At 63.1% G+C, this 25,238-nt stretch carries 26 protein-coding genes; 20 read left to right on the plus strand and 6 right to left on the minus strand.

Features of this window, described 5'->3' with window-relative positions:
* Nucleotides 1-2 precede the first annotated feature (2 nt).
* The 5 genes from CTR53_RS18780 to CTR53_RS18800 all read right to left on the minus strand — a co-directional run bounded on the left by CTR53_RS18780 (nucleotide 3) and on the right by CTR53_RS18800 (nucleotide 5,010).
* The gene (locus CTR53_RS18780) at nucleotides 3-809 is read right to left on the minus strand and encodes a chromate resistance protein ChrB domain-containing protein (protein ID WP_290817120.1); all 807 of its coding nucleotides are present in this window, start codon (nucleotides 807-809) and stop codon (nucleotides 3-5) included.
* Nucleotides 810-942: 133 nt separating this feature from the next.
* Entirely contained in the window at nucleotides 943-2,052 is a 1,110-nt protein-coding gene (gene dprA / locus CTR53_RS18785) for a DNA-processing protein DprA (protein ID WP_290817122.1), read from the minus strand.
* Nucleotides 2,030-2,671: a glycerol-3-phosphate 1-O-acyltransferase PlsY gene (plsY, locus tag CTR53_RS18790; RefSeq protein WP_290817234.1), complete on the minus strand. Its 642-nt coding sequence runs from the start codon at nucleotides 2,669-2,671 to the stop codon at nucleotides 2,030-2,032. Before plsY ends, dprA begins: the two co-directional genes overlap by 23 nt.
* A gap of 15 nt (nucleotides 2,672-2,686) precedes the next feature.
* Nucleotides 2,687-3,991: a dihydroorotase gene (gene pyrC, locus CTR53_RS18795; RefSeq protein ID WP_290817124.1), complete on the minus strand. Its 1,305-nt coding sequence runs from the start codon at nucleotides 3,989-3,991 to the stop codon at nucleotides 2,687-2,689.
* Between the two features lie 11 nt (nucleotides 3,992-4,002).
* The gene (locus CTR53_RS18800; protein ID WP_290817127.1) at nucleotides 4,003-5,010 is read right to left on the minus strand and encodes an aspartate carbamoyltransferase catalytic subunit; all 1,008 of its coding nucleotides are present in this window, start codon (nucleotides 5,008-5,010) and stop codon (nucleotides 4,003-4,005) included.
* 85 nt (nucleotides 5,011-5,095) lie between these two features.
* Here CTR53_RS18800 and CTR53_RS18805 point away from each other — a divergent pair, with 85 nt between their 5' ends.
* The 18 genes from CTR53_RS18805 to CTR53_RS18890 all read left to right on the plus strand — a co-directional run bounded on the left by CTR53_RS18805 (nucleotide 5,096) and on the right by CTR53_RS18890 (nucleotide 21,203).
* Nucleotides 5,096-5,644 carry a hypothetical protein gene (locus CTR53_RS18805; RefSeq protein WP_290817130.1) on the plus strand — a complete coding sequence of 183 codons (549 nt, stop codon included), beginning with the start codon at nucleotides 5,096-5,098 and terminating at the stop codon, nucleotides 5,642-5,644.
* Nucleotides 5,641-7,461: a tetratricopeptide repeat protein gene (locus CTR53_RS18810; protein WP_290817132.1), complete on the plus strand. Its 1,821-nt coding sequence runs from the start codon at nucleotides 5,641-5,643 to the stop codon at nucleotides 7,459-7,461. Before CTR53_RS18805 ends, CTR53_RS18810 begins: the two co-directional genes overlap by 4 nt.
* Nucleotides 7,462-7,525: 64 nt before the next feature.
* Nucleotides 7,526-9,082, plus strand: a complete 1,557-nt coding sequence (gene metG / locus CTR53_RS18815; protein ID WP_290817135.1) for a methionine--tRNA ligase — start codon at nucleotides 7,526-7,528, stop codon at nucleotides 9,080-9,082.
* Between the two features lie 7 nt (nucleotides 9,083-9,089).
* Entirely contained in the window at nucleotides 9,090-9,893 is an 804-nt protein-coding gene (locus tag CTR53_RS18820; protein ID WP_290817237.1) for a TatD family hydrolase, read from the plus strand.
* Nucleotides 9,894-9,900: 7 nt separating this feature from the next.
* On the plus strand, nucleotides 9,901-10,656 hold the full coding sequence (locus tag CTR53_RS18825) for an MBL fold metallo-hydrolase (RefSeq protein WP_290817138.1): 756 nt from the start codon (nucleotides 9,901-9,903) through the stop codon (nucleotides 10,654-10,656).
* 7 nt (nucleotides 10,657-10,663) lie between these two features.
* Nucleotides 10,664-11,653 carry a mitochondrial fission ELM1 family protein gene (locus CTR53_RS18830; protein WP_290817141.1) on the plus strand — a complete coding sequence of 330 codons (990 nt, stop codon included), beginning with the start codon at nucleotides 10,664-10,666 and terminating at the stop codon, nucleotides 11,651-11,653.
* A 166-nt stretch (nucleotides 11,654-11,819) separates the two neighbouring features.
* Nucleotides 11,820-12,500 (plus strand): MotA/TolQ/ExbB proton channel family protein, encoded by a 681-nt coding sequence (locus CTR53_RS18835; protein ID WP_290817143.1) that lies wholly within the window; start codon nucleotides 11,820-11,822, stop codon nucleotides 12,498-12,500.
* A gap of 11 nt (nucleotides 12,501-12,511) precedes the next feature.
* Nucleotides 12,512-12,970, plus strand: coding sequence for a biopolymer transporter ExbD (locus tag CTR53_RS18840; RefSeq protein WP_290817146.1), 459 nt, complete (start codon nucleotides 12,512-12,514; stop codon nucleotides 12,968-12,970).
* Nucleotides 12,971-12,975: 5 nt separating this feature from the next.
* Nucleotides 12,976-13,689 carry an energy transducer TonB gene (locus CTR53_RS18845; RefSeq protein WP_290817149.1) on the plus strand — a complete coding sequence of 238 codons (714 nt, stop codon included), beginning with the start codon at nucleotides 12,976-12,978 and terminating at the stop codon, nucleotides 13,687-13,689.
* Nucleotides 13,690-13,715: 26 nt separating this feature from the next.
* Nucleotides 13,716-14,990 carry an imelysin family protein gene (locus tag CTR53_RS18850; protein WP_290817152.1) on the plus strand — a complete coding sequence of 425 codons (1,275 nt, stop codon included), beginning with the start codon at nucleotides 13,716-13,718 and terminating at the stop codon, nucleotides 14,988-14,990.
* Entirely contained in the window at nucleotides 14,962-16,395 is a 1,434-nt protein-coding gene (locus CTR53_RS18855; RefSeq protein ID WP_290817155.1) for a di-heme oxidoredictase family protein, read from the plus strand. The genes CTR53_RS18850 and CTR53_RS18855 overlap by 29 nt, the downstream gene beginning before the upstream one ends.
* A gap of 18 nt (nucleotides 16,396-16,413) precedes the next feature.
* Nucleotides 16,414-17,493 carry an imelysin family protein gene (locus CTR53_RS18860; RefSeq protein WP_290817158.1) on the plus strand — a complete coding sequence of 360 codons (1,080 nt, stop codon included), beginning with the start codon at nucleotides 16,414-16,416 and terminating at the stop codon, nucleotides 17,491-17,493.
* A 3-nt stretch (nucleotides 17,494-17,496) separates the two neighbouring features.
* The gene (locus CTR53_RS18865) at nucleotides 17,497-18,603 is read left to right on the plus strand and encodes a DUF1513 domain-containing protein (protein WP_290817160.1); all 1,107 of its coding nucleotides are present in this window, start codon (nucleotides 17,497-17,499) and stop codon (nucleotides 18,601-18,603) included.
* A 215-nt stretch (nucleotides 18,604-18,818) separates the two neighbouring features.
* Entirely contained in the window at nucleotides 18,819-19,646 is an 828-nt protein-coding gene (mazG, locus tag CTR53_RS18870; protein ID WP_290817162.1) for a nucleoside triphosphate pyrophosphohydrolase, read from the plus strand.
* Between the two features lie 239 nt (nucleotides 19,647-19,885).
* Nucleotides 19,886-20,119 carry a CsbD family protein gene (locus tag CTR53_RS18875; protein ID WP_290817240.1) on the plus strand — a complete coding sequence of 78 codons (234 nt, stop codon included), beginning with the start codon at nucleotides 19,886-19,888 and terminating at the stop codon, nucleotides 20,117-20,119.
* A gap of 62 nt (nucleotides 20,120-20,181) precedes the next feature.
* Nucleotides 20,182-20,424 (plus strand): CsbD family protein, encoded by a 243-nt coding sequence (locus tag CTR53_RS18880; RefSeq protein WP_290817243.1) that lies wholly within the window; start codon nucleotides 20,182-20,184, stop codon nucleotides 20,422-20,424.
* Nucleotides 20,425-20,465: 41 nt separating this feature from the next.
* A complete protein-coding gene (locus CTR53_RS18885) occupies nucleotides 20,466-20,789 on the plus strand; it encodes a hypothetical protein (RefSeq protein WP_290817164.1) in 324 nt (107 codons plus the stop codon).
* A 3-nt stretch (nucleotides 20,790-20,792) separates the two neighbouring features.
* Nucleotides 20,793-21,203, plus strand: coding sequence for a hypothetical protein (locus CTR53_RS18890; RefSeq protein WP_290817166.1), 411 nt, complete (start codon nucleotides 20,793-20,795; stop codon nucleotides 21,201-21,203).
* A gap of 79 nt (nucleotides 21,204-21,282) precedes the next feature.
* On the opposite strand, the gene ssb is transcribed toward CTR53_RS18890, so the two are convergent.
* A complete protein-coding gene (gene ssb / locus CTR53_RS18895) occupies nucleotides 21,283-21,813 on the minus strand; it encodes a single-stranded DNA-binding protein (RefSeq protein WP_290817167.1) in 531 nt (176 codons plus the stop codon).
* Between the two features lie 111 nt (nucleotides 21,814-21,924).
* Between ssb and uvrA the strand changes: the two genes are divergently transcribed.
* Entirely contained in the window at nucleotides 21,925-24,813 is a 2,889-nt protein-coding gene (uvrA, locus tag CTR53_RS18900) for an excinuclease ABC subunit UvrA (protein ID WP_290817169.1), read from the plus strand.
* A gap of 17 nt (nucleotides 24,814-24,830) precedes the next feature.
* The gene (locus tag CTR53_RS18905) at nucleotides 24,831-25,235 is read left to right on the plus strand and encodes a heme-binding protein (RefSeq protein WP_290817172.1); all 405 of its coding nucleotides are present in this window, start codon (nucleotides 24,831-24,833) and stop codon (nucleotides 25,233-25,235) included.
* The last annotated feature ends 3 nt before the right edge of the window (nucleotides 25,236-25,238 follow it).

Here is a 25,238-nt window from a genome sequence, read left to right on the forward strand (position 1 = left end):
CGTCAGGCAGCCGGCGGCCAGCCATGGGTTTCGTTTACCGCGCTGGCGCACCAGGCGTAAAGGGCGTCATAGACCAGCATGCCGCGTTCCAGCATGATGTCATCGTCCTGCAGCATCGCGGAGAGACCGAGTGAGATGGCCAGCAGGCCCGGTGCCTGCGGCGCCAGTTCGGGATGCCCGGTATCGGCGGCACGGACGATCAGGGCAAGGCGCTTGAGAGCCGGATCATCGCCCAACCCGTGTTTGGCGATGAAAGTATCAAAGCTGCAGAACTCTCCGTCATGGCTGTAGGCAGCGCCGGGAATGTCATAGGGCGTAGCCTGCCAGTCTTTGGCGCGATTGAATACCTGATCGCTCGGCACATAGAGGAAGCGCGCATCGGCGTCGATGAAACGCCGCACCAGCCAGGGACAGGCGATGCGGTCGATCTTCGGGCGCTCGCGGGTGATCCAGCGGCTGGACTCGGCTGGCGGCTTGGGCTGCATCGGTCCGCCGGCACTCTGCCAGCCTTCGATCCCATCGACCAGATAGCGGGCGCGGAAGCCGCGTCGCTGCAGTTCCGCCGTAGCGTTCTGGCTGACCTCATGACCGTGCACACAGGCGACGACGATCTCGCTGTCACGCGGCAGATCGGCGGCCCATTGCGCCAGTTGCTCCGGCCGACGACGCCGCGCGCCGCGGATGGTGCTGGCCGCTTGGGCGTAGCGTTCCTCGCGTCGGACGTCGAGCAACACGGGGAAACGGCCGGCGGACTGTTCGTGCGCCAGTTCGGCAATCGAGATGGATGGAGGAAGGGTGCTGGTATCCATATAAGCGACTCCTGTCATGCGTAGCATGACTTCAGGAGCGGCGCTTGGATACCGGAGTATCTGATCGGGGAGACCGCATTGTCCCCGTGAGGCGAGACTTATCGCTGAGGCCCGGTAAAGGCAAGTGGATTTTTTAAGCCGCCGAAACCTTGCCGCCAGGATGGCGCAGCACGCGGCCAGCCAGTTCCTGCTCGGTCAGCACCATCTGCACCAGGCTGGACGCCATGCCACTGAGCCGCACCAGGTCGTCGACCAGAACCGGGCTGGGCGACAGCAGGCGTTCAATCTCGGCATGGGCGCGCGACAGATCGTCGTCGGCAATCGGTGTCGGTTTGGGCGTGGGCGTTTCCGCGCGGCGCTGCGCCTGCTGCGGTGCGAGAATGGCGAGAATATCGTCGACGGTTTCGATCAGTGCGGCGCCGTCGCGAATGAGGCCATTGCTGCCACGGCAGCGCGGATCGAGCGGCGAACCCGGCACCGCCATCACTTCGCGGCCTTGTTCCGCCGCCATACGTGCGGTGATCAGCGAACCAGATTTAAGCGCCGCTTCAACCACCAGTACACCCATGGAGGCACCCGAGATCAGCCGGTTGCGGCGTGGGAAATTCTGCGCCAGCGGTGGCGTGCCGGCCGGCATCTCGGCCAAGACCGCGCCGCGTTCGGCGATCTCGTCCTGCAGCCTGGCATTCTCGGGCGGGAAGGCAACGTCGATACCGGTACCGATAAAGGCGGCGGTTTTGCCCTTGGCGCCGAGCGCGCCTTCATGGGCTGCCTTGTCGATACCGCGCGCCAGGCCGGAAAGAACCGCGAAGCCGTGCTGTGTCAGCGCTGCCGCGATGTCACGGGTGAAGCGCTGACCGATCGCCGACGCATTGCGCGCACCGACCATGGCGATGCCGGGCAGAGCAGAAACAGAAGCCACATCCCCTTTTGCAGCCAGTAGCGGCGGCGCGTCTTCCAACTGCATCAGGCCAGTCGGGTAGCCCGGCTCGCCCCAGGCCAGTAATCGGGCATTGCAGGCTTTCAGCGCTTTGAGTTCGGCGGCGACGGTTTTCTCAGCCGCCAGTTCGATTTTGCGTTTCCCGCCGCCGCGTGCGGCGATCTCGGGCAGGCGCGCGATGGCCTCGGCAGCGCTGCCGTAATACCGGAGTATGTGATGGAAGGTGATCGGTCCGAGATGGGTACTGCGGATCAGCCGCAGCCAGTCGCGTTTGTCCTGCTCAGGCAGCGGGCGCGTTGCCATCCCCGGGTTTCTTCTTGCCGATCTTGGGTTCCTCGCCTTTCGCTAAGCGGGCGATATTCTGGTGGTGTCGGATATAGACCAGCACGGCCATCAAAGCTGCGAGCGCGGCCACATCCGGCCCGACAACAAACCAGGCGACAACGGGAGATGCAGCGGCAGCGACCAGCGCCGACAGCGATGAGTAGCGCAGCGTGAAGGCGATGGCCAGCCAGCACAGGATGGCAAAGACGCCAATCGGCCAGGCGACGCCGAGCAATACGCCGAGGAAGGTGGCGACACCCTTGCCGCCGTTGAATTTCAGCCAGATCGGAAACAGATGCCCGACGAAGGCAGCGAAAGCCGCCACCAGCATCACGTCTGGACCATACCAGGCCGCCAGCAGCGCCGCTGCCGTACCCTTGCCGCCATCGAGCAGCAGGGTGAGGGCCGCGAGATCCTTGCGGCCGGTGCGCAGCACATTGGTGGCGCCGATATTGCCTGAACCGATTTTGCGAATATCGCCGAGGCCGCTGAGTTTGGTGATCACCAGGCCAAACGGAATGGCGCCCAGCATGTAGCCCAGCACGGCTGCCGCGAAGTAATACGGCAACGGCGAATCCCAGGCGACCGGATCCATCATCATATTCATGACATATCAGCTTTCGCGCTTGCGCTGGAAGACCGTCTCGCCGGCCACCACGGTGCGCAGGGCATGGCCCTGCACACGCCGGCCATCATAAGGCGAGTTCTTGGCCTTGGAGCGGAATTTCTTTTCATCGACGCGCCAGGGCGTATCGACGTCGAAGATCAGCAGGTCGGCCGGGGCTCCAGGCGCCAGACGGCCACTGTCGAGTTTCAGCAGCCGGGCCGGATTGCAGGTCAGGCAGGCCAGCAGGCGCAGCAGCGGCACCGAACCATTGTGATAAAGTTCCAGCGTCAGCGGCAGCAGCGTCTCCAGCCCGATGATGCCGAATTCGGCCTGGGCGAAGGGTAGCCGCTTGCTTTCCGGATCCTGCGGTGCATGCGCCGACGAGATCACATCGATGGTGCCGTCGGCAATGGCGTCGACCACCGCCTTGCGGTCGGCTTCTACCCGCAGCGGTGGTTTCACCTTGGCGAAGGTACGGTAGTCGCCGACATCGAGTTCGTTCAGTGCGAAGTTATGCGGTGCCGCGCCGGCAGTGAGGCGCAGGCCGCGCTGCTTGGCACGCCGCACGACGTCTAATGACTCTGCCGTGGAGAGATGCGAGGCATGCAGGCGGCCCTGCGTGGCATCCAGCAGGCGCACGTCGCGCTCCAGCAGGATCACCTCGGCCATCGCCGGAATGCCGGAAAGGCCAAGGCGGGCTGCAACCTCGCCTTCATTCATCACGCCGCCCTTGGCCAGTGAGGGTTCCTCGCAATGCTGCATCAGCAGCAGGTCGAAGGTGGTGGCATAGGACAGCGCGCGGCGCATCAGGCGCGGCGAGGCAATCGGCTTGTCCCCCTCGGTGAAGGCGACGGCCCCGGCCTGGGCGAGCAGACCAAGCTCGGTGAGTTCCTCGCCCCTGGTGCCCTTGGTGACCGCCGCGGCCGGCAGGATTCGCACCACAGCCGTATCCGTGGCGCGACGGGCAACGAATTCGACCAGCGCCACTTCGTCGATTGTCGGCTCGGTATTCGGCATCGCCACCATGGTGGTGACGCCGCCGGCGGCAGCGGCGCGCGCACCGGTGGCCAACGTCTCCTGGTGCTCGGCGCCGGGCTCGCGCAGCCAGACATGCATGTCGATCAGGCCGGGGGCGAGGCAATGGCCCTGGCAATCGATCTGCTCGGTATCGCCGGCGAAGCTGCCGCTGGCCAGCTTGGGGCCGAGATCGACAATGCGATCGCCCTCGGTCAGCAATGCGCCCTTCACATCCAGGCCGGAGGCGGGGTCGAGCAGGCGGGCGTTGGTGTAGAGTTTGCGGCGGCGGGCCATGGGATGCGAACTCATGCTCCGGCCGGATTGGCGCTGCGCCAGTTGGGAATGTGCTGCGCCAGCAGTTCCAGGCAGGCCATGCGCACGGCGACACCCATCTCGACCTGTTCGTGGATCACACTGCGATGAATATCGTCGGCCACTTCGGTATCGATCTCGATGCCGCGGTTCATCGGGCCGGGATGCATGATCAGAGCATCGGGCTTGGCGAAGGCCAGCTTTTCGTGATCCAGGCCGTAGAAGTGGAAATACTCGCGCGTGGACGGCACGAAGGAGCCATGGAAACGCTCCATCTGCAGGCGCAGCATCATCACGATATCGACGTCAGTCAGGCCCTTGCGCATGTCGTGGTAAATCTCGACGCCGAGCCGCTCGGCATAGGCGGGGAGCAGGGTGGGCGGCGCGATCAGGCGCACGCGCGCGCCCATGGTGTTGAGCAGGTGAATGTTCGACCGTGCCACGCGGCTGTGCAGGATGTCGCCGCAGATGGCGACCAGCAGGCCTTCCAGCCGGCCCTTGCGACGGCGGATGGTCAGCGCATCCAGCAGCGCCTGGGTCGGATGCTCATGGCTGCCGTCACCGCCATTGATCACGCTGCAGCCGACTTTCTGGGCCAGCAGGGCCACCGCGCCAGAATCCTGATGCCGCACCACCAGCAGGTCGGGGTGCATGGCATTCAGGGTAATGGCGGTGTCGATCAGGGTTTCGCCCTTTTTCACCGAAGAAGTGGCGACCGACATGTTGATGACGTCGCCGCCGAGTCGCTTGCCGGCCAGCTCGAAACTGGTGCGGGTGCGGGTCGAGTTTTCGAAGAAGAGATTGATGATGGTACGGCCGCGCAGGCTGCTCTGCTTCTTCTCGACTGCCCGGTTCAATTCCACATAGCGGTCGGAATGGTCCAGCAGGATCTGGATGTCCTGGGCGGAAAGCCCTTCGATTCCAAGCAGATGCCGATGGGAAAATGGTGGCAGCGGCCGGAGGCCGGCTGATTCGGCGGGGATGGCGCGATTCACAGACATTAAAAAGGCACCATACATAAAAGTGCCCCCCCGGGCAACGAACCGGCAATCAAAGCTTTAACCATTTTCTGCTTAGCTGACTTCGATGATGCAGGACTATAGCCAGAATCAGGTCGATCTTGCGGGCGGTACCGATGTTGCGGGCCAGGCCGTGCGCCTGCTGCAAGTCCTGAATGGCCGCGCCAACGAGGTTCAGGGCGTGACCGCCCGGATGTTCACCCTGGCCACCATCCTGTCGTTTTCGGATTACGCCGACGGCTTCCGCCGCACGCAGGAATTCCTGTCGTTCTGCGACGTGATCGAGAGCAAACTTGAGAACCTGCCGCCGGCTACGCGCGAACCGATCCTGCACGAGGTAACGGCCGTCAAGGTACGCGCCTTCCATGCCTTGCTGAAGGCAATGGGCGCCTACCTGATTGCGCTGGAAAAGCGTGACATGATCAATTTCTTCGCCCAGGCCGTTTTCCTGATGCAGCACGACGTGCTGGCGCAGTTTCACGCCGAAGTCCTGCCGGAAGTCCCGCCGCAGCTCGTGCCGGAAGCGATGTCCGCATTGTGCGAAGAGGTCATTGGCCGGATGAAGCGTCTGCTCGATCGCTGCATTGAAGTTCCAGATTTCCGTTTCGATACATGAGCGCCCCGCCGCCGTCCGACACCCTGCCGGCGGCGTCTGCACAGACCGTCCTGCAAGACCTGCAGGCCGGTCTGGAGGCGCATCGTCGCGGCGATCTGCCCGCTGCCGAACGTCACTATCGTTCGGTGCTGCAGGCCGCGCCGGATACGCTTGATGCCTTCAATCTGCTGGGCCGCTTGCTGGTGCAGGCTGGCCGCGCCGGCGATGCCATACCGCTGCTGCGTCATGCGCTGGATCGCAATGCCGGCCAGCCGGGCCTATGGGTCAGCTATGCCGAAGCGCTGCTAACCTATGGCGCGCATGAGGCGGCCCGCGAAGCGGCCGAGAAGGCGCGGCAGCTCGCACCGAAAGATCCTGACGTACTTTACGTCTGGGCCGAAACGCAGCGCGCGGCATCGGCATGGATTGCGGCTGCCGACGGCTATCGCATGCTGCTTGCAGTGCGCCCCGATCATGCTGGTGCGTGGCTGCAACTCGCCACCTGCCTACAGGCGACGGGCGATCTGCCCGCTGCGAAACAGGCTGTCGAACGCGCAGTCCAACATGCACCGCAGGCGCCGGAATGCCACAATAACCTCGGCAGCCTCTATGCCGCCAGTGACGATCATGCCGTCGCACTTACGCATTTCGACCGCGCCCTGACGCTGCGGCCCAACTATCCCGCTGCTCTGATCAACAAGGCTGCATCGCTGCGTGAGATCGCACGGGCGGCCGAGGCCGTGTCGCTCCTGCAGCAGGCAATCACGATGACGGATGGTCATCCGCAGGCCGTGGCCGGTCTTGCCCAGGCGCGCCACAGCTTGGGTGAGATCGATGAGGCACGGCAGCTTTACCGCAACGCATTGGCTCGGCAGCCGAATGATGCCGAGACACAATGGAATTATGCGCTGGCCTCGCTGACGGCGGGCGATTTTGCCGCAGGCTGGCAGGCCTATGCCTGGCGCTGGCGCAAGGCCGCACCGCCACTGCCGCACCGTGCCTGGCCCTGGCCGGTCTGGACCGAAAACGACATCGCCGGCAAACGCCTGCTGATCTGGGGCGAGCAGGGGCTGGGCGACCGCCTGCTGTTGCTGCAGTTCCTGCCGGCACTGATCGAAGATGGCGCGAAGGTGACACTGGAAACCGATCCGCGCCTGATCCCGTTGCTGCAACGCAGCTTCGCCGGAGTCGATTTCGCACCGGAAGCCACGCATGTCGATCAGGAACTGCTGCAGCGCCAGTTCGATGGTCATCGTCCGTTGGGCGATCTCGCCGTCACCGCGCCGCCGGGCCAGCCGATCCTGCGCGCCGATCTCGCACGCTCCAGTGCGATGTCCAGCAGATATCGCGGCGACAGCCAGGATCGCCTCGTCGGCCTGTCGTGGCGCAGCGCCAATCCCACGCTGGGTGCTGCCAAGTCGCTTCGTATCGCCGATCTGACGCCGCTGGCCGCCATCGCCGGACTGCGTTTCGTCTGCCTGCAATATGGCGCGACGGCCGAAGAACACGCTGCCCTGCGGGCACTGTTCGGTGACCGCTATATCGTCGATCCCGGCGTCGATGCGCAAAACGACCTTGCCGCGCTGGCTGACCAGATTGTCGCGCTGGATCTGACCGTCACGGTGTCAAACATCACCGCGCATCTTGCCGGGTCGCTGGGCCGTCCGGTCTGGCTGCTGGCGCCATCTGTCGGCCGTAGCCTGTTTTTCTACCTGATGGCAGAGGGCGAGGGCACGCCCTGGTATCCCGGCATGCAAATTTTCCGGCGTAGCCCTGGAGAAGCGCCTGAAAGCCAGCTTGAGGCGGTCGCCAAAGGCCTTGAATTGCTGGCAAAATAGGACGGCGGGTGTTAGCAAGGGCTCGTCGCTGGCTTGGCCGGCGCCCAGACCCTAGTTTAAGCCGATGACCCGCAAAAACTATTACATCACCACGCCGATCTATTACGTCAACGACAAGCCGCATATCGGGCATGCCTATACGTCGCTCGCCTGCGATGTGCTGGCGCGCTTCAAGCGGCTCGACGGCTATGACGTGATGTTCCTGACCGGCACCGACGAGCATGGCCAGAAGGTGGAGAAATCCGCTGAAGCTGCCGGCGTCGATCCGAAGAGCTTCTGCGACCGCGTCAGCCAGAGCTTCCGTGATCTCGTCAAGGCGATGAATTTTTCGAACGACGATTTCATCCGCACCACCGAGCCGCGCCATATCACCGCCGTGCAGGCGCTGTGGCAGAAATTGGTCGCGACCGGAAATATCTATCTCGACAAGTATGCCGGCTGGTATGCGGTGCGCGACGAAGCCTTCTACCAGGAAGACGAACTGACGGACGGCCCCAACGGTCAGAAGCTGGCGCCGACCGGTGCGCCGGTGGAGTGGGTGGAGGAGCCGTCGTATTTCTTCCGCCTGTCGGCATGGGGCGACCGGCTGATCAAGTTCTACGAAGACAATCCCGGCTTCATCCTGCCGGCCAGCCGCCGCAACGAGGTGATGAGCTTCGTGAAAGGCGGCCTGAAGGATCTCTCGGTGTCGCGCACCACTTTCAAGTGGGGCGTGCCGGTGCCGGGCGATGAAGCGCATATCATGTATGTGTGGCTGGATGCGCTGACCAACTACATCACTGCTGCCGGCTATCCGCATACCGAAAGCGAGAAGTATACCCGCTACTGGCCGGCCGACCTGCATATGGTGGGTAAGGACATCCTGCGTTTCCATGCCGTCTACTGGCCGGCTTTCCTGATGGCTGCAGACCTGCAGGTGCAGAAGCGCGTCTTCGCGCATGGCTGGTGGACCAACGAAGGCCAGAAGATTTCCAAGTCGCTCGGCAACGTGATCGATCCGTTGCAGCTGATCGAGGAATACGGCCTCGACCAGACACGTTATTTTCTGATGCGTGAAGTGCCGTTCGGCAACGACGGCGACTTCCGCAGATCTGCCATCGTCGGCCGCATCAACTCCGAACTGGCCAATGGTTTCGGAAACCTGGCGCAACGCACGCTCAGCTTCTGCGCCAAGAATACCAATGCCACCGTGCCGACTCCCGGCCCGCTGAACGATGCTGACGAAACACTGCTGGCCCAGGCCGACAGTCTGGTTGAACAGATGCGCGCCTCGCTGGGCGAGCAGAGCATTCATATTGCTCTCCAGCAGTGGTTCGATCTGGTGGATGCCGCCAACAAATATATCGACGTCGAAGCACCATGGACGTTGCGCAAGACCGATCCGGCCCGCATGCAGACTGTGCTGTGGTGCCTGCTGGAGGCGATCCGACAACTCGCCATCCTGTCGCAGCCATTCATGCCGCAGTCGTCGGCGAAGATGCTGGAGCAGCTGGGTGTGTCGGAAGCCGCGCGCAGCTTTGCGCATCTGGGTGAACCGGGCCGCTTGCGCGCCGGCTCGCCGTTGCCCACTCCGCAGGGCGTGTTCCCGCGGCATGTCGAAGTTGCCAAGGAAGGCGCCTGACATGGCGCTGCTGATCGACAGCCACTGCCATCTGGATTTCCCGGATTTCGCCGAGGAGCGCGACGCGATCATCCAGCGTGCCCGGCAGGCGGGCCTCGGCCTGATGCTGACGATCTCCACCCGCCTCGACCAGTTTGAGCGCGTACTGGCGGTGGCCGAGGCCTATCCCGATGTGTATTGCACGGTCGGCATCCATCCGCACGAAGCCGACGACCATGTCGATGTTGCTGCTGCAAAGCTGATTGAACTGGCGAAGCATCCCAAGGTGGTCGGACTGGGCGAAACCGGACTCGACTATTTCTATGAGCACAGCAACCGCGAAGCGCAGAAGACCTGCTTCCTGGCACATATCCAGGCGGCGCGCGAAACAGGTTTGCCGGTTATCATCCATACCCGCGATGCCGATGACGATACCGCCGTCATCCTCGAGGCCGAGATGGCGAAGGGCAAATTTAAAGGCCTGCTGCACTGTTTCTCGTCCGGCCATGCGTTGGCAGAGGTCGCAGTGAAGCACGACATGATGGTGTCCTTCTCTGGCATCCTGACCTTCAACAAGGCGCGCGGCGTGCAGGAGTCGGCGCAGGCACTGCCGATGCAGAATCTGCTGGTGGAAACCGACGCGCCGTATCTCGCGCCTGTTCCCTTGAGAGGAAAGCGCAACGAACCGTCCTTCGTGGCGCATACCGCCGCCTTCCTCGCCAAGCTTAAGGGTGTCAGCGTGGCCGAGATCACCGAGACGACCACGGCGAATTTCCTGCGCCTGTTCGACAAGGTGCCGCACGAGGCGGTCAGCGACCGCCGGGCGGCCTGATCCGCGCATGAAGATCACCATCCTCGGCTGCGGCACCTCGGTTGGCGTTCCGCGCATCGACGGCAGCTGGGGTGCCTGCGATCCGAGCGAGCCGAAGAACCGGCGCAGCCGTGGCTCGATCGTAATAGAGCAGGGCGACACCCGGCTGCTGATCGATACCAGCCCCGATCTGCGGTCCCAATTCCTGGCGAATGGTTTCCACTCGGTCACTGCCGTGGCCTGGACACATGACCATGCCGACCAGACGCATGGCATCGATGACCTGCGCACCATGGCCTATGTCCAGAAGCAGCGGATCGAAGGTTATGCTGATGCCTTCACGCATGAACGACTGGCCAGGAAATTCGCCTACTGCTTCCAAAAAATGGGCGATGGTTATCCGCCCATCCTTGAACCAAAGATGATCGACGGTCCTTTCACGGTCGGTGAGATCGAAGTCATCCCGTTCCGCCAGCAGCATGGCGCGATTCACTCACTCGGATTCCGCTGCGGCGATTTCGCCTATTCCAACGATGTTGTGTCGCTGGACGAAGATGCCTTTGCAGCACTGGAAGGCATCAAGCTCTGGGTGGTGGATGCGCTACGTTACGAACCGCATCCCAGCCACAGCCATGTCGAGCAGACGCTGGGCTGGATCGCGCGGCTGGATGTCGAGCGTGCGGTACTGACCAACCTGCATATCGACCTCGATTACAACAAGCTGAAAGCCGAACTGCCGCCGGGCGTCGAACCCGCCTATGACGGCATGGTGCTGCACTGCTGATCGCCGCATGCTGAAGACGATCTGGGCGATCTGGGAACGCGGCGCCGCTGGCATGCAGAGCCAGGCGCTCGGTCTGGCCGAAGCGCTGTTCACCACCGAAGGCTTCGCCATGCCGGAAGGCTTCGAAGTGGCGCTGCGTGCGCCGCAGCGCTGGCTGCCGATGCATCCGTTCTTCGCCGACATGGGCGCGTTGAGCCCCGATACGCTGGCGCCGATCATGGCACAGGTGGAAAAGCAGGGCTGGCCCGACCTGCTGATCGCCAGCGGTCGTAAGGCGGCTTTTGCCGCGCTGGCGATCCGCAAGGCCAGCGGCGGCAAGACGCGCACCGTGCTGACCCAGGATCCGCGCAGCAATCCGCGATACTGGGATATCCTGGTGGTGCCGGAGCACGATCATGTGCGTGGGCCGAACGTGCTGCTGACCAATGGCGCGCTGCATCGCGTGACCAAATTCAAGCTCGACAGCGGGGCCGATGCGATCCGCGCCGAATGCGCGCGCATCCCGTCACCTCGGGTGGCCGTGCTGATCGGCGGCAGCAACCGCAACTACACGCTGGATGAAGACTGGATGCGCGAATTCGTCGGGCAGCTGCGCCGCATGACCGAGCGGTCCGGTTGCGGCATCCTCGCCACCGTGTCGCGCCGCACCGGCGAAGCCGAGGCCAGTATCCTGCGCGGCGGGCTGGCCAGTCTGCCGGCAATCCTCTGGGACGGGCAGGGCCCCAATCCGTATTTCGGTTTCCTGGGCCTCGCCGATGCCATCGTGGTGACGAGTGAGTCGATCTCGATGATCTCGGAAGCCTGCTCCACCGGCAAACCGGTGCTGGTGGCTCGCCTGCCGGGACGGTCAAAACGCTTCGAGCAGTTCTACGACAGTCTGCTGCGCCGTGGCCTGATCCAATGGTTCGACGGCCGCCTGATGCAATGGGAAAACACCCGCATCGACGACATGGATCATATCGCCCGCGATATCCGGGACCGGCTTGGCTGGGCTTGAGGGCAGAGCGGCCTGAGGCGGTTTGTCGCGTATCCGCGCTTTTATGATACTTTATAACGCTTTTTTGGCTGAAGTCGCTTTCTTTTGCGACCGGTTCTCATTATTACTAGGCCGCCTCACAGACGCAGCCGCCAAAAAAACGCGGCAAATCAGGAGTAAGATACTGATGAACCATGAACTTTCCTTCATGGCGCTGATCGTCAATGCCGATCCGATCGTGCAGACGGTAATGGCGATTCTGGTTGTGTCTTCGGTCACCTGCTGGGCCATCACAGTGGAGAAGCTGGTGCGCTTCACATCGCTGCGTCGCGCGGCGCGCAATTTCGAAGCCGCCGTGAAAGCAGATGCGCTGCTCAGCAATCCGAAAGCGGGCGAGGGCGTGCAGGCCGCGATCCTCTCGGCCGCTGCGCGCGAGCGCAAGGACGGCATCGACGCTGGCGAAAGCCGCTATGAATTCCGCGTCCGCCTCGAGATGGTGATGCGCCAGGCGATGGCGCAGCAGCTGCGTCAGGTCGAGCCGGGCCTGCCCTTCCTTGCCACTGTCGGTTCGGCTGCGCCCTTCATCGGCCTGTTCGGTACTGTCTGGGGCATCATGAACAGTTTCACGGCGATTGCCGGTTCGCACGACACCAGCCTCGCCGTCGTGGCGCCTGGCATCGCCGAAGCGCTGTTTGCCACCGCGCTCGGCCTCGTCGCCGCCATTCCCGCCGTCGTGCTCTACAACAAGTTCAGCACCGATCTCGGCCGCCTGGCGCAGCGTTTCAACGTCGCGATCAACGAGGCCGCACGCCAGTTCTCGCGCACCAGCGCGGCGCATCCTCGCGCGATGGCTGAAGCCGGCCAGTAAGGACGCGGGGCATGGCGATTTCTCCGATCGGCAACGGCGGCAGCGACTACAGCAACGACGGTTTCGACGGTTACAAGCCGATCTCCGACATTAACGTCACGCCATTCGTCGATGTCATGCTGGTGCTGCTGATCATCTTCATGGTAGCCGCACCGCTGATGATGGTGGGCGTGCCGCTGCAGTTGCCCAAGACTACGGCTGCCAAGGTGACTCCACCGAAAGAACCGCTGGTGGTCAGCATCGACAGGGACGGCAAGCTGTTCATCCGCAAGGATCCGGTGGAAGAGGCCGATCTGGTCGCCCGGCTGCGGGCGCTGAATGAGAGCGATCCGAACACCGTGATCTATGTGCGCGGCGACAAGGCGCTGGAATATGGCCGTATCATGGATCTGATGAGCAAGGTCGGCCAGGCTGGCTTCGGCAAGATCTCTCTCGTTGCCGAAGGCGCGACACCGCCGCCTGCGAAGTAAGGCTGATGCGCGCAACAGCTACATCCTGGGTTGTTTCGGTCAGCGCCCATATCGCTGTCATCGCCTTTCTGCTGTTCGGTTTCCCGTTTTTCCAGAAGCCGATCCTGGCGGAAGAAAAATTCCAGGGCATCGAGGTTCTGCTGCTCGCGGCCGCACCGCCCGAGCCGCTGGTGGTGAGCGTTCCGCCACCACCACCTCCGCCCCCGCCAGAGGCGGACCCGATCACGTCGGTGTCGGAGGAGCCGGACCTCGAACCGGCGCCGTCGCCCATGCCAAAGCCGGTGATCCGCAAGCATCAGCCGCCGCCGCCCAAGGTTCAGCCGAAGGTCGAGGCCCCGCCGCAGCCGGTTTACCAGCCACCGCAGCAGCAGGTTGCCGTCGCGCCGCCCGCGCCGGTGAATTCGGCACCACGTGTCGCCGTCAATCCGGATGCCGAAGCGAACTACTATACCCAGTTGCTGGCCTGGCTGGAGAAGAACAAGGAATATCCGCGCCGCGCTCAGCTGCGCCGCATGGAAGGCGTGGCGCATCTGCGTTTCGTCATTGACGAAAACGGCCGTGTCATATCGCATCGCATCGAACGCAGTTCCGGTCATGAAACACTGGACGATGCGGTGGAGCGGATGATCGCCAGGGCGTCGCCGTTGCCGCCGATCCCGCCCGCGCTTGGCAAATCCAGGCTCGATGTCGTGGTGCCGGTACAGTTTTTCCTGAAGTGACCTGGATAAAAAGTAGGGGAAGGCCAATGATCCGCTCAATCCTGGCTGCTGCATTTCTCGGCTTCGGTCTGCTCTGCGGTATGTCCGCGCAGGCTGCCGAACCCAGCAAGGCGGCGGTGCTCAAGACCTATGCCGATATCGCCCAGGCGATCTACGAAGATTCCGCCAGCACGGCGCGCAACCTGCAGAAAGCCGTGAATGCGCTGATCGCCAAACCGTCGGATGCAACAATGAAGGCGGCACGCGAAGCCTGGATTGCGGCGCGTGTGCCTTACCAGCAGTCGGAAGTCTTCCGTTTCGGCAATCCGGTGGTCGACGAATGGGAAGGCCGCGTGAATGCCTGGCCACTCGATGAAGGCCTGATCGACTATGTCGACACCGGCAAGTATGGCGAGGAGTCGGATGAGAACCCGCTCTACACCGCCAATGTCATCGCCAACAAGAAGCTGAAATTCGGCGGCAAGACACTCGATGCCGGCAAGATCGACTGGCGCCTGCTGCGCAAGCTGCATGAAGTGGGCGGCGTAGAGGCCAATGTGGCCACCGGCTATCATGCCATCGAATTCCTGCTCTGGGGGCAGGATCTGAACGGTACCGGCCCCGGCGCTGGCAATCGTCCCTGGACCGATTATGCCAGCCAGGGCTGCACCAACGGCAATTGCGAGCGCCGTGCGCAGTATCTGTCGGTTGCGACGCAGATGCTGGTCGAAGACCTGGCCTTCATGTCGAAGCAGTGGGCGGCGGAAGGTGCCGCGCGCAAGGTGGTGACTGCCAAAGGTGCGGATGCCGGCATCGGCGTGATCATCACCGGTATCGGGAGCCTGTCCTATGGCGAACTGGCGGGTGAGCGCATGAAGCTCGGCCTTCTGCTGCACGATCCGGAGGAGGAGCATGACTGCTTCTCCGACAACACGCATAATTCGCATTACTACAATGTCGTCGGCATGCTGAATGTCTATGGCGGTGAGTATAAACGGGTGAACGGCAACATGGTGAAGGGCGCCAGTCTGGGCCAGCTGGTGCGCGCCGCCGCGCCGGAGCTCGATACCGAGATGCGCGGCAAGCTGAAGGCGACGCTGGATGCGATGACTGCCATCAAGCAGCGCGCCGAGACCAAGGAAGCCTATGACCAGATGCTGGGCGACGGGAATGCGGAAGGCAATGCCGTGATCCAGGCTGCCATCGACCGCCTGACCGATCAGACCAGGATGCTGGAACGCGTCGTTGCGTCGCTGAAGCTGAAAGCCACCTTCGAAGGTTCGGACAGCCTCGATGCGCCTGACAAGGTCGGCAAGAAGTAAGCCGTATTACGCGGTCGCAGCGCTTGGCCTGATTCTGGCCGGCGCTGCGGGCGCGGAAACTTCCGGTCAGCTGGCTGGCGCTACGACCACGCGTCGCGTCGATGCTGCCGCGTTTTCGCAGCCCTCGGCCAATATGGCGTTCGAGCGCCAGCTCGATTTCAGGGTTGGCGACGGCATCTTCCGCAAGCTCTGGGTGCCGTCGCCCAGCTCGACGAAATCCTCCGATGGCCTTGGCCCGCTGCTGAATGCGCGCGGCTGCCAGTCCTGTCATCTGCGCGACGGCCGCGGCCGGCCGCCGGCGGTCGGTGAAGCCGCCACGTCGATGGTCCTGCGCCTCAGCATCCCACCGCAGACCGATGCCGATCACCAGGCACTGGCGACCTACATGCGCGCAGCGACGCCGGAGCCGACCTATGGCGGCCAGTTGCAGAATTTCTCGGTGAACGGTCTGCTGGCTGAGGGCCGCATGACGATTGCCTATACCGGGCATCCGGTCACCTTGGCCGATGGCGAGGTGATCCGGCTGCGCAAGCCGCGCTATGGTGTGGCCGGGCTGAACTACGGTCCGTTGCACCGGCAGGTCATGATGTCGCCGCGTGTCGCACCGCCGATGATCGGCCTCGGGCTGCTGGAAATGATCCCGGAAGAGGCAGTACTGAAACATGCCGATCCCGAGGATGCCGATAGCGACGGCATCGCTGGCAGGCCGAACCGTGTACGCAGCCATGTCGAGGGCAGGGCGATGATCGGGCGTTTCGGCTGGAAGGCCGGCATGCCTACAGTTGCCGATCAGGTGGCGGATGCTTTTGCCACCGATCTTGGCCTTTCCACCCATCTGGTGCGCGCATCGCATGGCGACTGCACCCCGGCGCAGAAGGCCTGTCTCGCCCTGCCGGTCGGAGACGATCCGCGCGAGAAGGTGGAAGTGCCGCGCAAGATGTTCGATCTCGTCGTCTTCTATGCGCGCAATCTTGCCGTGCCACCGCAGCGCAATCCGAACGATCCGGCCGTGCTGCGTGGCAAGGCGCTGTTCGCCGCCGCCGGCTGCAGCGGCTGTCACGTGCCGAGCTTTGTCACCGGCAGCGACCCGGCGCGGCCGGAACAGTCCGCACAGCGCATCTTCCCCTATGCCGATCTGCTGTTGCATGACATGGGCGAGGGGCTGGCCGACGAGCGACCGGAAGGCGAGGCCAACGGCCGCCAGTGGCGCACGCCGCCGCTCTGGGGCATCGGCCTGACCCGCACGGTCAGCGGCCATGATATGATGCTGCATGACGGCCGCGCTCGTGGCGCACTGGAAGCCATCCTGTGGCATGGCGGCGAGGCCGAAGCGGCCAGGGCACGCGTGCAACGCATGAGCCGTACCGAACGTGCCGACCTGCTTGCCTTCATCCAGTCGCTTTAGTTTCCCGGAGTCCCGAATATGCGTTTGATTGCTTCCACATTTGCCATCCTGCTGCTGCTCGCGGCCAATCCAGGCCATGCCGTGGAGGCGGGCGCCTATGTCACGCTGAACAAGGCTGCTATCGAGAAGCATATCCTGCCACGGTATGACGCGCTGGTGACGGCGACCGCCGGTCTGAACGATGCGGCCAAGACTTATTGTGCGGCACCGGCGACCAGGCCAGTCGGCGATCTGCAGGCGGCTTTCGGCAAAGCGATGGATGCCTGGCAGGATATCCAGCATGTGCGTTTCGGCCCGGTGGACTGGTTCTTTCGCAGTCAGCGTTTTGCCTTCTGGCCCGATCAGCGCAACACCATCGGCAAACAGATGGCTGAACTGCTGTCGAAGCATCAGTCCGATTCGGTCGATCCCGAGCTGCTGGCCAAGGGCAGCGTCGCCACGCAGGGCCTGCCGGCATTGGAGCGACTGATCTTCGGCGAGGATGCCAGCAAGCTGAAATCCGGCGCGGATGCGGCCTATCGCTGCCATTATGTCGAAGCCATCGCGCTCAATCTGGCGCAGATGGCGAAGGAGACCCGGATTGCGTGGCGTGACGGTGGCGAAAAGGCATTTTCCGCCGTGATGCAGGATGCCGCCAAACCCGATGCGCCGTATCGCGAGCCGCAGGAAGCGACGCTGGAGCTGTTCAAGGCGCTGTATCTGGCGATCGAACTGGCGGCCGACCACAAGCTGGCGCGACCGCTGGGCGCCACACTGAAGGATGCAAGGCCGCGGCTGTCGGAATCCTGGCGCAGCGAACGTTCACTGCGCAACATCCAGCGCAATCTGGCTGCCGCGCAGGATCTCTATCTGAACAGCTTCTCGGCCGCCGTTGCCGACAAGGCTGTCGATGCTGCGATCCGTGACGGTCTCAACAAATCGGTGACAGCCGCCAATGCGATCAAGGTCCCGCTCGAAATTGCCGTGCAGGATGCCAAAGCGCGCCCGCAGGCCGAAGCGCTGGCCGCTGAACTGCTGGCGCTGAAGAAGCTGCTGGGTGATCGTCTACCGCTGGCGCTGGATATCCCGGTCGGCTTCAACGCACTGGATGGAGACTGAACGATGATCACGCGTCGCTCGGCTCTTTCCGTCCTTGGCGGCGCCAGCCTGCTGCCAATGTTGGGACATTCGGCTTTTGCGGCAGCACGGACGCGCCTGTATGTGAATGCCTATGGCGAGAAAGGCGGCTTCGGTCTGGCCGGTTTCGATGCCGATGGTCAGATCCGCTACCGGTTGCCGCTGCCGGGGCGCGGCCATAGCTTTGCCAGACGTGAAGACGGCCGCATCGCCGTGGCGTTCTCGCGCCGGCCGGGCGACTACGCGCTGGTCTTCGATCCGGTTGCCGGCACGGCCTCGCATCGGATCCCGGCGGCCGAGGATCGGAATTTTTGCGGCCATGGCGCCTTCACGGCCGATGGCAAGCTGATGTTTGCCACCGAGGCCGTCGGGTCGACCGGCGACGGCGTGCTGGGCATCTATGACGCCGGCGATGGCTGGAGGCGCGTCGGCGAGGTCCCGACCCACGGCCTGGACCCACATGAGGTGCGCCTGATGCCGGATGACCGGACGCTCGTGGTGGCCAATGGCGGCATCCTGATGCGTTCGGACATGCCGCGGCTCAAGCTCAACATCCCGGACATGGACCCGTCGCTGGTCTATCTGGATGCCCGCGATGGCAGCCTGGTACGACAGGTCCGCCCGGCGGCCGAGCTGCGCCAGCTCAGCATCCGGCATATCGCCATCGACCGGCGCGGCCGGGTCGCCGTCGCCATGCAGTATGAGGGCCCTGCGGCCGACCAGGTGCCGCTGGTGGCCCTGCATGACGCGCCGGCTGGGGCAGGCCGGTTCGACTACCTGCCGATGCCCGAGGACCAACGGGTCGCCATGCGGCAGTATTGCGGCTCGGCGGCGATGGACGGCAGCGGTCGCTATCTGGCGGTCAGCAGTCCGCGTGGCAACCGGGTACTGGTCTGGGACATGGAGCGGCTGACGCTGGCGCGTGTCGGCGAGGCGCGCGACGTCTGCGGGATCGCGGCGCAGCCTGACGCAGGCTTCATGGTGTCGAACGGACTTGGTAGCATGTATCGGCTCGGCGACAACGGCAGCATGGCAACGTTGGCGGAGGCTGGCGAATTGCAATGGGATAACCACATGGTCGCGGCCGGCTGATAACGCAAAGAATAGTCTAACTATATGGAAAACAATCATACTATATTTTCCATAATATACATTATCCGATAATTTCAGTAATGTAATCGGGCGCTCCCGGCCAGTTAAAACTGGGATGTTTCACGTGAAACATATAAGGAACACGATTTTCCGGCGTGCTTGCGCGGTGGCAACCAATCCCCGCAGGATATCTGGACTGATTCACTGAGGCCGCCATGACCGTATCCCATGACCTGACCAGCCTGTCCGATCTGCTGCGCATCATGGCGCGGCTGCGCGATCCGGATGGCGGTTGCCCGTGGGATCTCGAACAATCCTTCGCGACCATCGCGCCCTATACTATCGAGGAAGCCTACGAGGTCGAAGACGCCATTGCGCGCAATGACTTACCGGCGCTCAAGGATGAGCTTGGCGACCTGCTGCTGCAGGTCGTGTTTCATGCCCGCATGGCCGAGGAAGCCGGCCTTTTCGCCTTCCCGGACGTCGCCGCCGGCATCGCCGACAAGATGATCCGCCGCCACCCGCATGTGTTTGGCGACGTCGACGCTGCGCATGCCGAAACCGTCAGCGCGAACTGGGAAAGCATCAAGGCTGCCGAGCGAGCCGCCAAGGCCGAGGCCGCCGTCGACCAGGGTCTGTCCGCCGTGCTGGCCGGTGTTACCCAGGGCCTGCCGGCGCTGCTGCGTGCCGTGAAACTACAGAACCGCGCCGCCCGGGTCGGTTTCGACTGGCCGGACAAGCGCCCTGTGCTTGCGAAGATTCGCGAGGAATTGGAAGAACTTGAGGCCGAGATTGAATCTGGCGCTTCAGCTGGGATCGAGGAGGAATTCGGCGACTTCCTGTTCGTGGTTGCCAATCTGGCGCGCCATCTCAAGCTCGATCCGGAAGCATCCCTGCGTGCAGCAAACCGGAAATTTGAGCGTAGATTCAGCCAGATGGAAGTCATTCTGAATTCAGAAGGCAAACGACTGGCAGATTGCGATCTAGCCATAATGGATGCCGCCTGGGACCAGGCCAAGCTGCTGGAAAAACAGCAAAAATAGCATCAGGCAGCGTGCCCTGCGCCGCTTGCGGCAGCGCACAGTCCCTGCCCGATTCCCTTGCAAATCAGACACTTGCCTCGTGACATTAGCCAGACAACGGCCTGTGGAGCGGAACTTTCCGCATCCGCTCACGGTTAGCTTGGCACCTCCCCAGCACCAGAAGGAGTACCGCCATGCGCAAGATCGTAATCGCAACCGTTTCCGCACTCGCCCTGCTTGCCGCGGCCACCCCAATGACCATGGCGCCGGCCGCCCATGCCGCCAGCGGTACCTGGGATCAGGTCGAGGGTAACTGGAACCAGTTCGCCGGCAAGGTGAAGCAGCGCTGGGGCAAGCTGACCGATGACGATGTCGCCGTGATCAACGGCAGACGTCAGGAGCTGGTCGGCAAAATCCAGGAGCGCTACGGCGTCGCCAAAAAGGAAGCCGAGAAGCAGGTGGACGAATGGGAGAAAACCCAGGCCGCCCGCTGATTCTCCAGACATCTGAAAGGAGCCATTTCATGGATCGTGTTACCGCTAATGCAAAAGCCGCTATGCCCTCCTGGGACCGGATCGAAGGCAACTGGAAGCAGTTCACCGGCAAGGTCCAGGAGCGCTGGGGTGAACTGACCAACGACGACCTCGACATCATCGCCGGCCGCCGCGAGCAGCTCGTCGGCAAGATCCAGGAACGCTACGGCATCGTCACCGACCAGGCCGAACGCCAGGTCGCAGCCTGGATGAACGACCTCGTCGACGCGGACAGCCGTGCGAGGCCGAAGCCGAGCAAGCATTGAGTTCGTCCGAACACCCATAAGAAAACGAAGGAGCATCCCCCATGGCAACCGCCGCAAACACCAACCGCACCCGCCGCCGTCCCCGCAGCCCGGAGGCTGAGCTTTCCGACCTGCGCAATCAGGTGATGGAGCTGGGCAACGATTTCGGCACCCTCGTCTCCCGCGCCAAGAACGACGGTACGGCGCTGGCCGAAGCCGAGCTGGCGCAGTTGCAGAGCCGCATCCTCGACCTGGGCAGCAACCTGAAGGACCACGGCCGCGAGGCGATCGATCGCATCGAAGAGACCGTGCAGGAGCATCCGGCCGGCAGCCTGCTCGCAGCCTTTGCGGCCGGCGCCCTGCTCACCGTCCTGCTGCGCCGCTAAATCATGAGCGCGATGGCGACCCTGCTGCCCGGCTTGCTGCTGAGCGGGCTGCAGGCGGCTGCATCCAAGCGGCAGAAGCGGCGCCTCGCCGTGGTGGCCGCGCTGGGTATTGTCGCCTTTGCCGCTCTTTCAGCCAGTTTCATCCTGTTCGGCTGGGCGCTGTTTCTCGGCTACGGTACCTCGATGACGCCGCATTGGGCGGCGGCGGCGGCGGGCGCGACGTTGATCGGCTTCATTGTCTTCCTCGGTATTGTTGCGGCTCTGCTCTGGACCTACTGGCCCAAGCACGGCCTGCAGGAAGAGATCGACAAGCTGCGCGACGAGATCGAACCGCTGGCGCGCAAACATCCGCTCGCCAGCATCGGGATCGCCGCCGGCCTCGGGGTTGTGCTCACATCCATCCTGAAACGCTGACGCCTCGCTGAGGCTGGAAATCAAAAGGGCGCGGCCTTGCGGCTGCGCCCTTTCTGCTTATATGTCCGCTACTGATGGATCAGAACGGAATTTCGTCGTCCATGTCGTCGCGGCGCGGCGCCGAACCGCCACCGCCGCCGCCCGAGGAACGGCCGCCGCCACCGCCGTAGCTGCCGCCGGAACCACCGCCCTGACTGCCGCTGCTGCCATAATCGTCCCCGCCGCCGCCGTATGATCCGCCGCCGCCACCGCCGCCCTCACGGCCATCTAGCATTGTCAGTTCGCCGCGGAAGCGCTGCAGCACCACTTCGGTAGTGTATTTCTCGGCACCGTCCTTGTCCGTCCACTTGCGGGTCTGGAGCGAGCCTTCGATGTAAACCTTGGAGCCCTTCTTCAGATAGGACTTGGCCACCTTGACCAGATTTTCGTTGAAAATAACGACCCGGTGCCATTCGGTGCGCTCCTTGCGCTCGCCCGAGGCCTTGTCGCGCCAGGTTTCCGAGGTCGCCAGCGACAGCTGGGCAATCTCTTCGCCCGACTGCATGCTGCGGATTTCGGGGTCGCGCCCTAGATTACCAACCAAGATCACCTTGTTGACGCTGCCAGCCATATTATAACCCCTATCCGTTCACGTAGTGATCTTGTACCATGAGTCGGGTACATAATGAAAGCCCGGCCTGAAAAGAGCAATAATCGGCCCCCCAGATACGGCGTTTATCCTATGCAGAAGTACATCTCGGTTCGCGGTGCCCGCGAGCACAATCTCAAGAATGTCGATGTCGACATCCCGCGCGACAAGCTGACCGTCCTGACCGGCCTGTCGGGTTCGGGCAAATCGTCGCTGGCCTTCGATACGATTTATGCCGAGGGGCAGCGCCGTTACGTCGAATCGCTGTCGGCCTATGCGCGCCAGTTCCTCGAACTGATGCAGAAGCCCGATGTCGATCATATCGACGGCCTGAGCCCGGCGATTTCCATCGAGCAGAAGACCACCTCGAAGAATCCGCGCTCGACGGTCGGCACCGTCACCGAGATCTACGACTATCTGCGCCTGCTGTTTGCGCGTATCGGCGTGCCCTACTCGCCGGCCACCGGCCTGCCCATTGAAAGCCAGACGGTCAGCCAGATGGTCGATCGCGTGCTGGGCATGACGGAAGGGACGCGCCTGCTGATCCTCGCGCCGATCGTGCGCGGACGCAAAGGCGAGTACAGGAAGGAGCTGCAGGATCTGCAGAAGCGCGGCTTCCAGCGCGTGAAGGTCGACGGCAAGCTCCACGAGATCGCCGAAGTGCCGGCGCTGAACAAGAAGCTGAAGCATGATATCGAAGTGGTGGTCGACCGCGTCGTCGTCCGCTCCGACATCAAGTCGCGGCTGGCGGATTCCATCGAGACAGCGCTGAACCTCGCCGACGGCATCGCCTTCGCCGAGAATGCCGATAAGGACGAGCGCACGATCTTCTCGGCGAAATTCGCCTGCCCGGTCTCAGGTTTCACCATCGAGGAGATCGAGCCGCGGCTGTTCTCGTTCAACAGCCCGCATGGCGCCTGCCCGACCTGCGACGGTCTCGGTTCGAAGATGTATTTCGATGCCGCCATGGTGGTGCCGGAAGAAGGCATCTCTCTGAAGGAAGGCGCCATCGTGCCATGGTCGCGCGCCGCGACGCCCTCGCCCTACTACCTGCAGACGCTGGAAGGCCTGGCGAAATTCTACAAGTTCTCACTCAGCACCAAATGGAAGGAGCTGCCGGCAAAGACCCGCAACGCCATCCTGCATGGTTCGGGCGATGACATCATTCCGATCAGCTACGACGACGGCATGCGCACCTACACGGTGAAGCGGCCGTTTGAAGGCGTGCTGCCCAATCTGGAGCGGCGCTGGCGCGAAACCGAATCCGATACCATTCGCGAGGACCTGTCGCGCTACCAGTCGGCCACGGCCTGCGAAACCTGCAACGGTTATCGCCTCAAGGCCGAAGCCATGGCGGTGAAGGTCGGTGGCCTGCATATCGGCCAGGTCTGCGAATTCTCGATTGTCGAAGCGCGCGACTGGTTCCTCGGCCTGACCAAGAAGCTGAAGCCGAAAGAGAAGGATATCGCGGCGCGCATCTTGAAAGAGATCAACGATCGCCTCGGTTTTCTGGTCAATGTCGGCCTCGATTATCTGTCGATGTCGCGCTCGTCCGGCACGCTGTCCGGCGGCGAAAGCCAGCGCATCCGCCTCGCCTCACAGATCGGCTCTGGCCTGACCGGTGTGCTCTACGTGTTGGACGAGCCTTCGATTGGTCTGCATCAGCGCGACAATGCCAAGCTGCTGGAGACGCTGGTGCATCTGCGCGACATCGGCAATACCGTGCTGGTGGTCGAGCATGACGAAGAGGCGATCCGCACCGCCGACCATGTGATCGACATGGGCCCGGCGGCCGGCGTGCATGGCGGCGAGATTATTGCCGAAGGCACGCCCGAAGACATCATGGCGGCGAAGAAGTCGGTCACCGGCCAGTATCTGACCGGCGTAAGGTCGGTCGCCATTCCCAAGCAGCGCCGCAAGCGTGTGTCGAACAAGCAGTTGAAGATAATCGGCGCCAAGGCGAACAACCTGCAGAATGTGTCGGTCGATTTCCCGCTCGGGCTGTTCACCTGCGTGACCGGCGTCTCGGGTGGTGGCAAGTCGACGCTGACCATCGAGACGCTGTACAAGGCGATCTCGCGTAAATTAAACAACAGCCGCGAACTGCCGGGCGCGCATGAGCGTATCGAGGGCCTGGAATGGCTCGACAAGATTGTCGACATCGACCAGTCGCCGATCGGTCGCACGCCGCGCTCCAATCCCGCCACCTATACCGGCGCCTTCGGCCCGATCCGCGACTGGTTCGCCGGCCTGCCCGAAGCCAAGACGCGCGGCTACGCGCCCGGCCGCTTCTCGTTCAACGTCAAGGGCGGTCGCTGCGAAGCCTGCCAGGGCGACGGCCTGATCAAGATCGAGATGCACTTCCTGCCCGACGTCTATGTGCAATGCGACGTCTGCAAGGGAAAACGCTACAACCGCGAGACGCTGGAGATTCACTATCGCGACAAGTCGATTGCCGACGTGCTCGACATGACGGTGGAAGACGGCGCCCAGTTCTTCAAGGCCGTCCCCACCATCCGCGAGAAGCTTGAGACGCTGAACCGCGTCGGGTTGGGCTATATCAAGATCGGCCAGTCGGCCACCACGCTGTCGGGCGGTGAAGCGCAGCGCGTCAAGCTGGCCAAGGAACTGTCCAAGCGCGCCACCGGCCGCACGCTCTACATTCTGGACGAGCCGACCACCGGCCTGCATTTCGAGGACGTGCGCAAGCTGCTCGAAGTGCTGCACGAACTGGTCGATTCCGGCAACACCATGATCGTGATCGAGCATAATCTTGAGGTGGTGAAGACTGCCGACTGGATTGTCGATATGGGCCCTGAGGGCGGCAGCGGCGGTGGCCGTGTGGTTGCCCAGGGCACGCCGGAGGATGTCGCCAAGGTGAAGGACAGCTATACTGGCCAGTATCTGAAGGAATATCTCAAGCCGGCGGCGCAACGCAGTGCCCCGGCCCTGAAAAAATCGAGCCGTGACGCGGCCGAATAACATGGGGGAGTTTTTGTATGATCACGCGTAAAGTCCTGACGCTTGCCGATGTGCAGGCCATTGCCGCCGGCGCCGAAGCGGAAGCCAAGAAGAACGACTGGAAGGTGAGCATCGCCATCACCGATGACGGCGGCCATCTGCTGCACTTCCAGCGCCTCGACGGCGCGCATATCCAGTCGACCTATATCAGCCAGGGCAAGGCCAAGGCGGCTGCCTTCTCGCGCAAGCCGACCAAGGCGCTGGAAGACATTGTCGGCGGCGGTCGGAATGCGTTCCTGTCGGTGCCGGATCTGGTGCTGCTGGAAGGTGGCGAGCCGATCATCGTGGATGGCGTCTGCATCGGCGGCGTCGGCGTGTCGGGCGTGAAGTCGAGCGATGATGCGATCATCGCCCGCGCCGGTATCGCCAAGCTGGGCATCTGACAC

It is taken from the genome of Ferrovibrio sp. (assembly GCF_002796975.1).
In the GTDB taxonomy this organism is placed as follows: domain Bacteria; phylum Pseudomonadota; class Alphaproteobacteria; order Ferrovibrionales; family Ferrovibrionaceae; genus Ferrovibrio.

Coding starts and splice junctions, on each gene's coding strand:
- CTR53_RS18780 (WP_290817120.1), bottom strand. CDS start 809: ATGGATACCAGCACCCTTCCTCCATCCATCTCGATTGCCGAACTGGCG.
- dprA (WP_290817122.1), bottom strand. CDS start 2,052: ATGGCAACGCGCCCGCTGCCTGAGCAGGACAAACGCGACTGGCTGCGG.
- plsY (WP_290817234.1), bottom strand. CDS start 2,671: ATGATGGATCCGGTCGCCTGGGATTCGCCGTTGCCGTATTACTTCGCG.
- pyrC (WP_290817124.1), bottom strand. CDS start 3,991: ATGGCCCGCCGCCGCAAACTCTACACCAACGCCCGCCTGCTCGACCCC.
- CTR53_RS18800 (WP_290817127.1), bottom strand. CDS start 5,010: ATGTCTGTGAATCGCGCCATCCCCGCCGAATCAGCCGGCCTCCGGCCG.
- CTR53_RS18805 (WP_290817130.1), top strand. CDS start 5,096: ATGATGCAGGACTATAGCCAGAATCAGGTCGATCTTGCGGGCGGTACC.
- CTR53_RS18810 (WP_290817132.1), top strand. CDS start 5,641: ATGAGCGCCCCGCCGCCGTCCGACACCCTGCCGGCGGCGTCTGCACAG.
- metG (WP_290817135.1), top strand. CDS start 7,526: ATGACCCGCAAAAACTATTACATCACCACGCCGATCTATTACGTCAAC.
- CTR53_RS18825 (WP_290817138.1), top strand. CDS start 9,901: ATGAAGATCACCATCCTCGGCTGCGGCACCTCGGTTGGCGTTCCGCGC.
- CTR53_RS18830 (WP_290817141.1), top strand. CDS start 10,664: ATGCTGAAGACGATCTGGGCGATCTGGGAACGCGGCGCCGCTGGCATG.
- CTR53_RS18835 (WP_290817143.1), top strand. CDS start 11,820: ATGAACCATGAACTTTCCTTCATGGCGCTGATCGTCAATGCCGATCCG.
- CTR53_RS18840 (WP_290817146.1), top strand. CDS start 12,512: ATGGCGATTTCTCCGATCGGCAACGGCGGCAGCGACTACAGCAACGAC.
- CTR53_RS18845 (WP_290817149.1), top strand. CDS start 12,976: ATGCGCGCAACAGCTACATCCTGGGTTGTTTCGGTCAGCGCCCATATC.
- CTR53_RS18850 (WP_290817152.1), top strand. CDS start 13,716: ATGATCCGCTCAATCCTGGCTGCTGCATTTCTCGGCTTCGGTCTGCTC.
- CTR53_RS18855 (WP_290817155.1), top strand. CDS start 14,962: ATGCGCCTGACAAGGTCGGCAAGAAGTAAGCCGTATTACGCGGTCGCA.
- CTR53_RS18860 (WP_290817158.1), top strand. CDS start 16,414: ATGCGTTTGATTGCTTCCACATTTGCCATCCTGCTGCTGCTCGCGGCC.
- CTR53_RS18865 (WP_290817160.1), top strand. CDS start 17,497: ATGATCACGCGTCGCTCGGCTCTTTCCGTCCTTGGCGGCGCCAGCCTG.
- mazG (WP_290817162.1), top strand. CDS start 18,819: ATGACCGTATCCCATGACCTGACCAGCCTGTCCGATCTGCTGCGCATC.
- CTR53_RS18875 (WP_290817240.1), top strand. CDS start 19,886: ATGGCGCCGGCCGCCCATGCCGCCAGCGGTACCTGGGATCAGGTCGAG.
- CTR53_RS18880 (WP_290817243.1), top strand. CDS start 20,182: ATGCCCTCCTGGGACCGGATCGAAGGCAACTGGAAGCAGTTCACCGGC.
- CTR53_RS18885 (WP_290817164.1), top strand. CDS start 20,466: ATGGCAACCGCCGCAAACACCAACCGCACCCGCCGCCGTCCCCGCAGC.
- CTR53_RS18890 (WP_290817166.1), top strand. CDS start 20,793: ATGAGCGCGATGGCGACCCTGCTGCCCGGCTTGCTGCTGAGCGGGCTG.
- ssb (WP_290817167.1), bottom strand. CDS start 21,813: ATGGCTGGCAGCGTCAACAAGGTGATCTTGGTTGGTAATCTAGGGCGC.
- uvrA (WP_290817169.1), top strand. CDS start 21,925: ATGCAGAAGTACATCTCGGTTCGCGGTGCCCGCGAGCACAATCTCAAG.
- CTR53_RS18905 (WP_290817172.1), top strand. CDS start 24,831: ATGATCACGCGTAAAGTCCTGACGCTTGCCGATGTGCAGGCCATTGCC.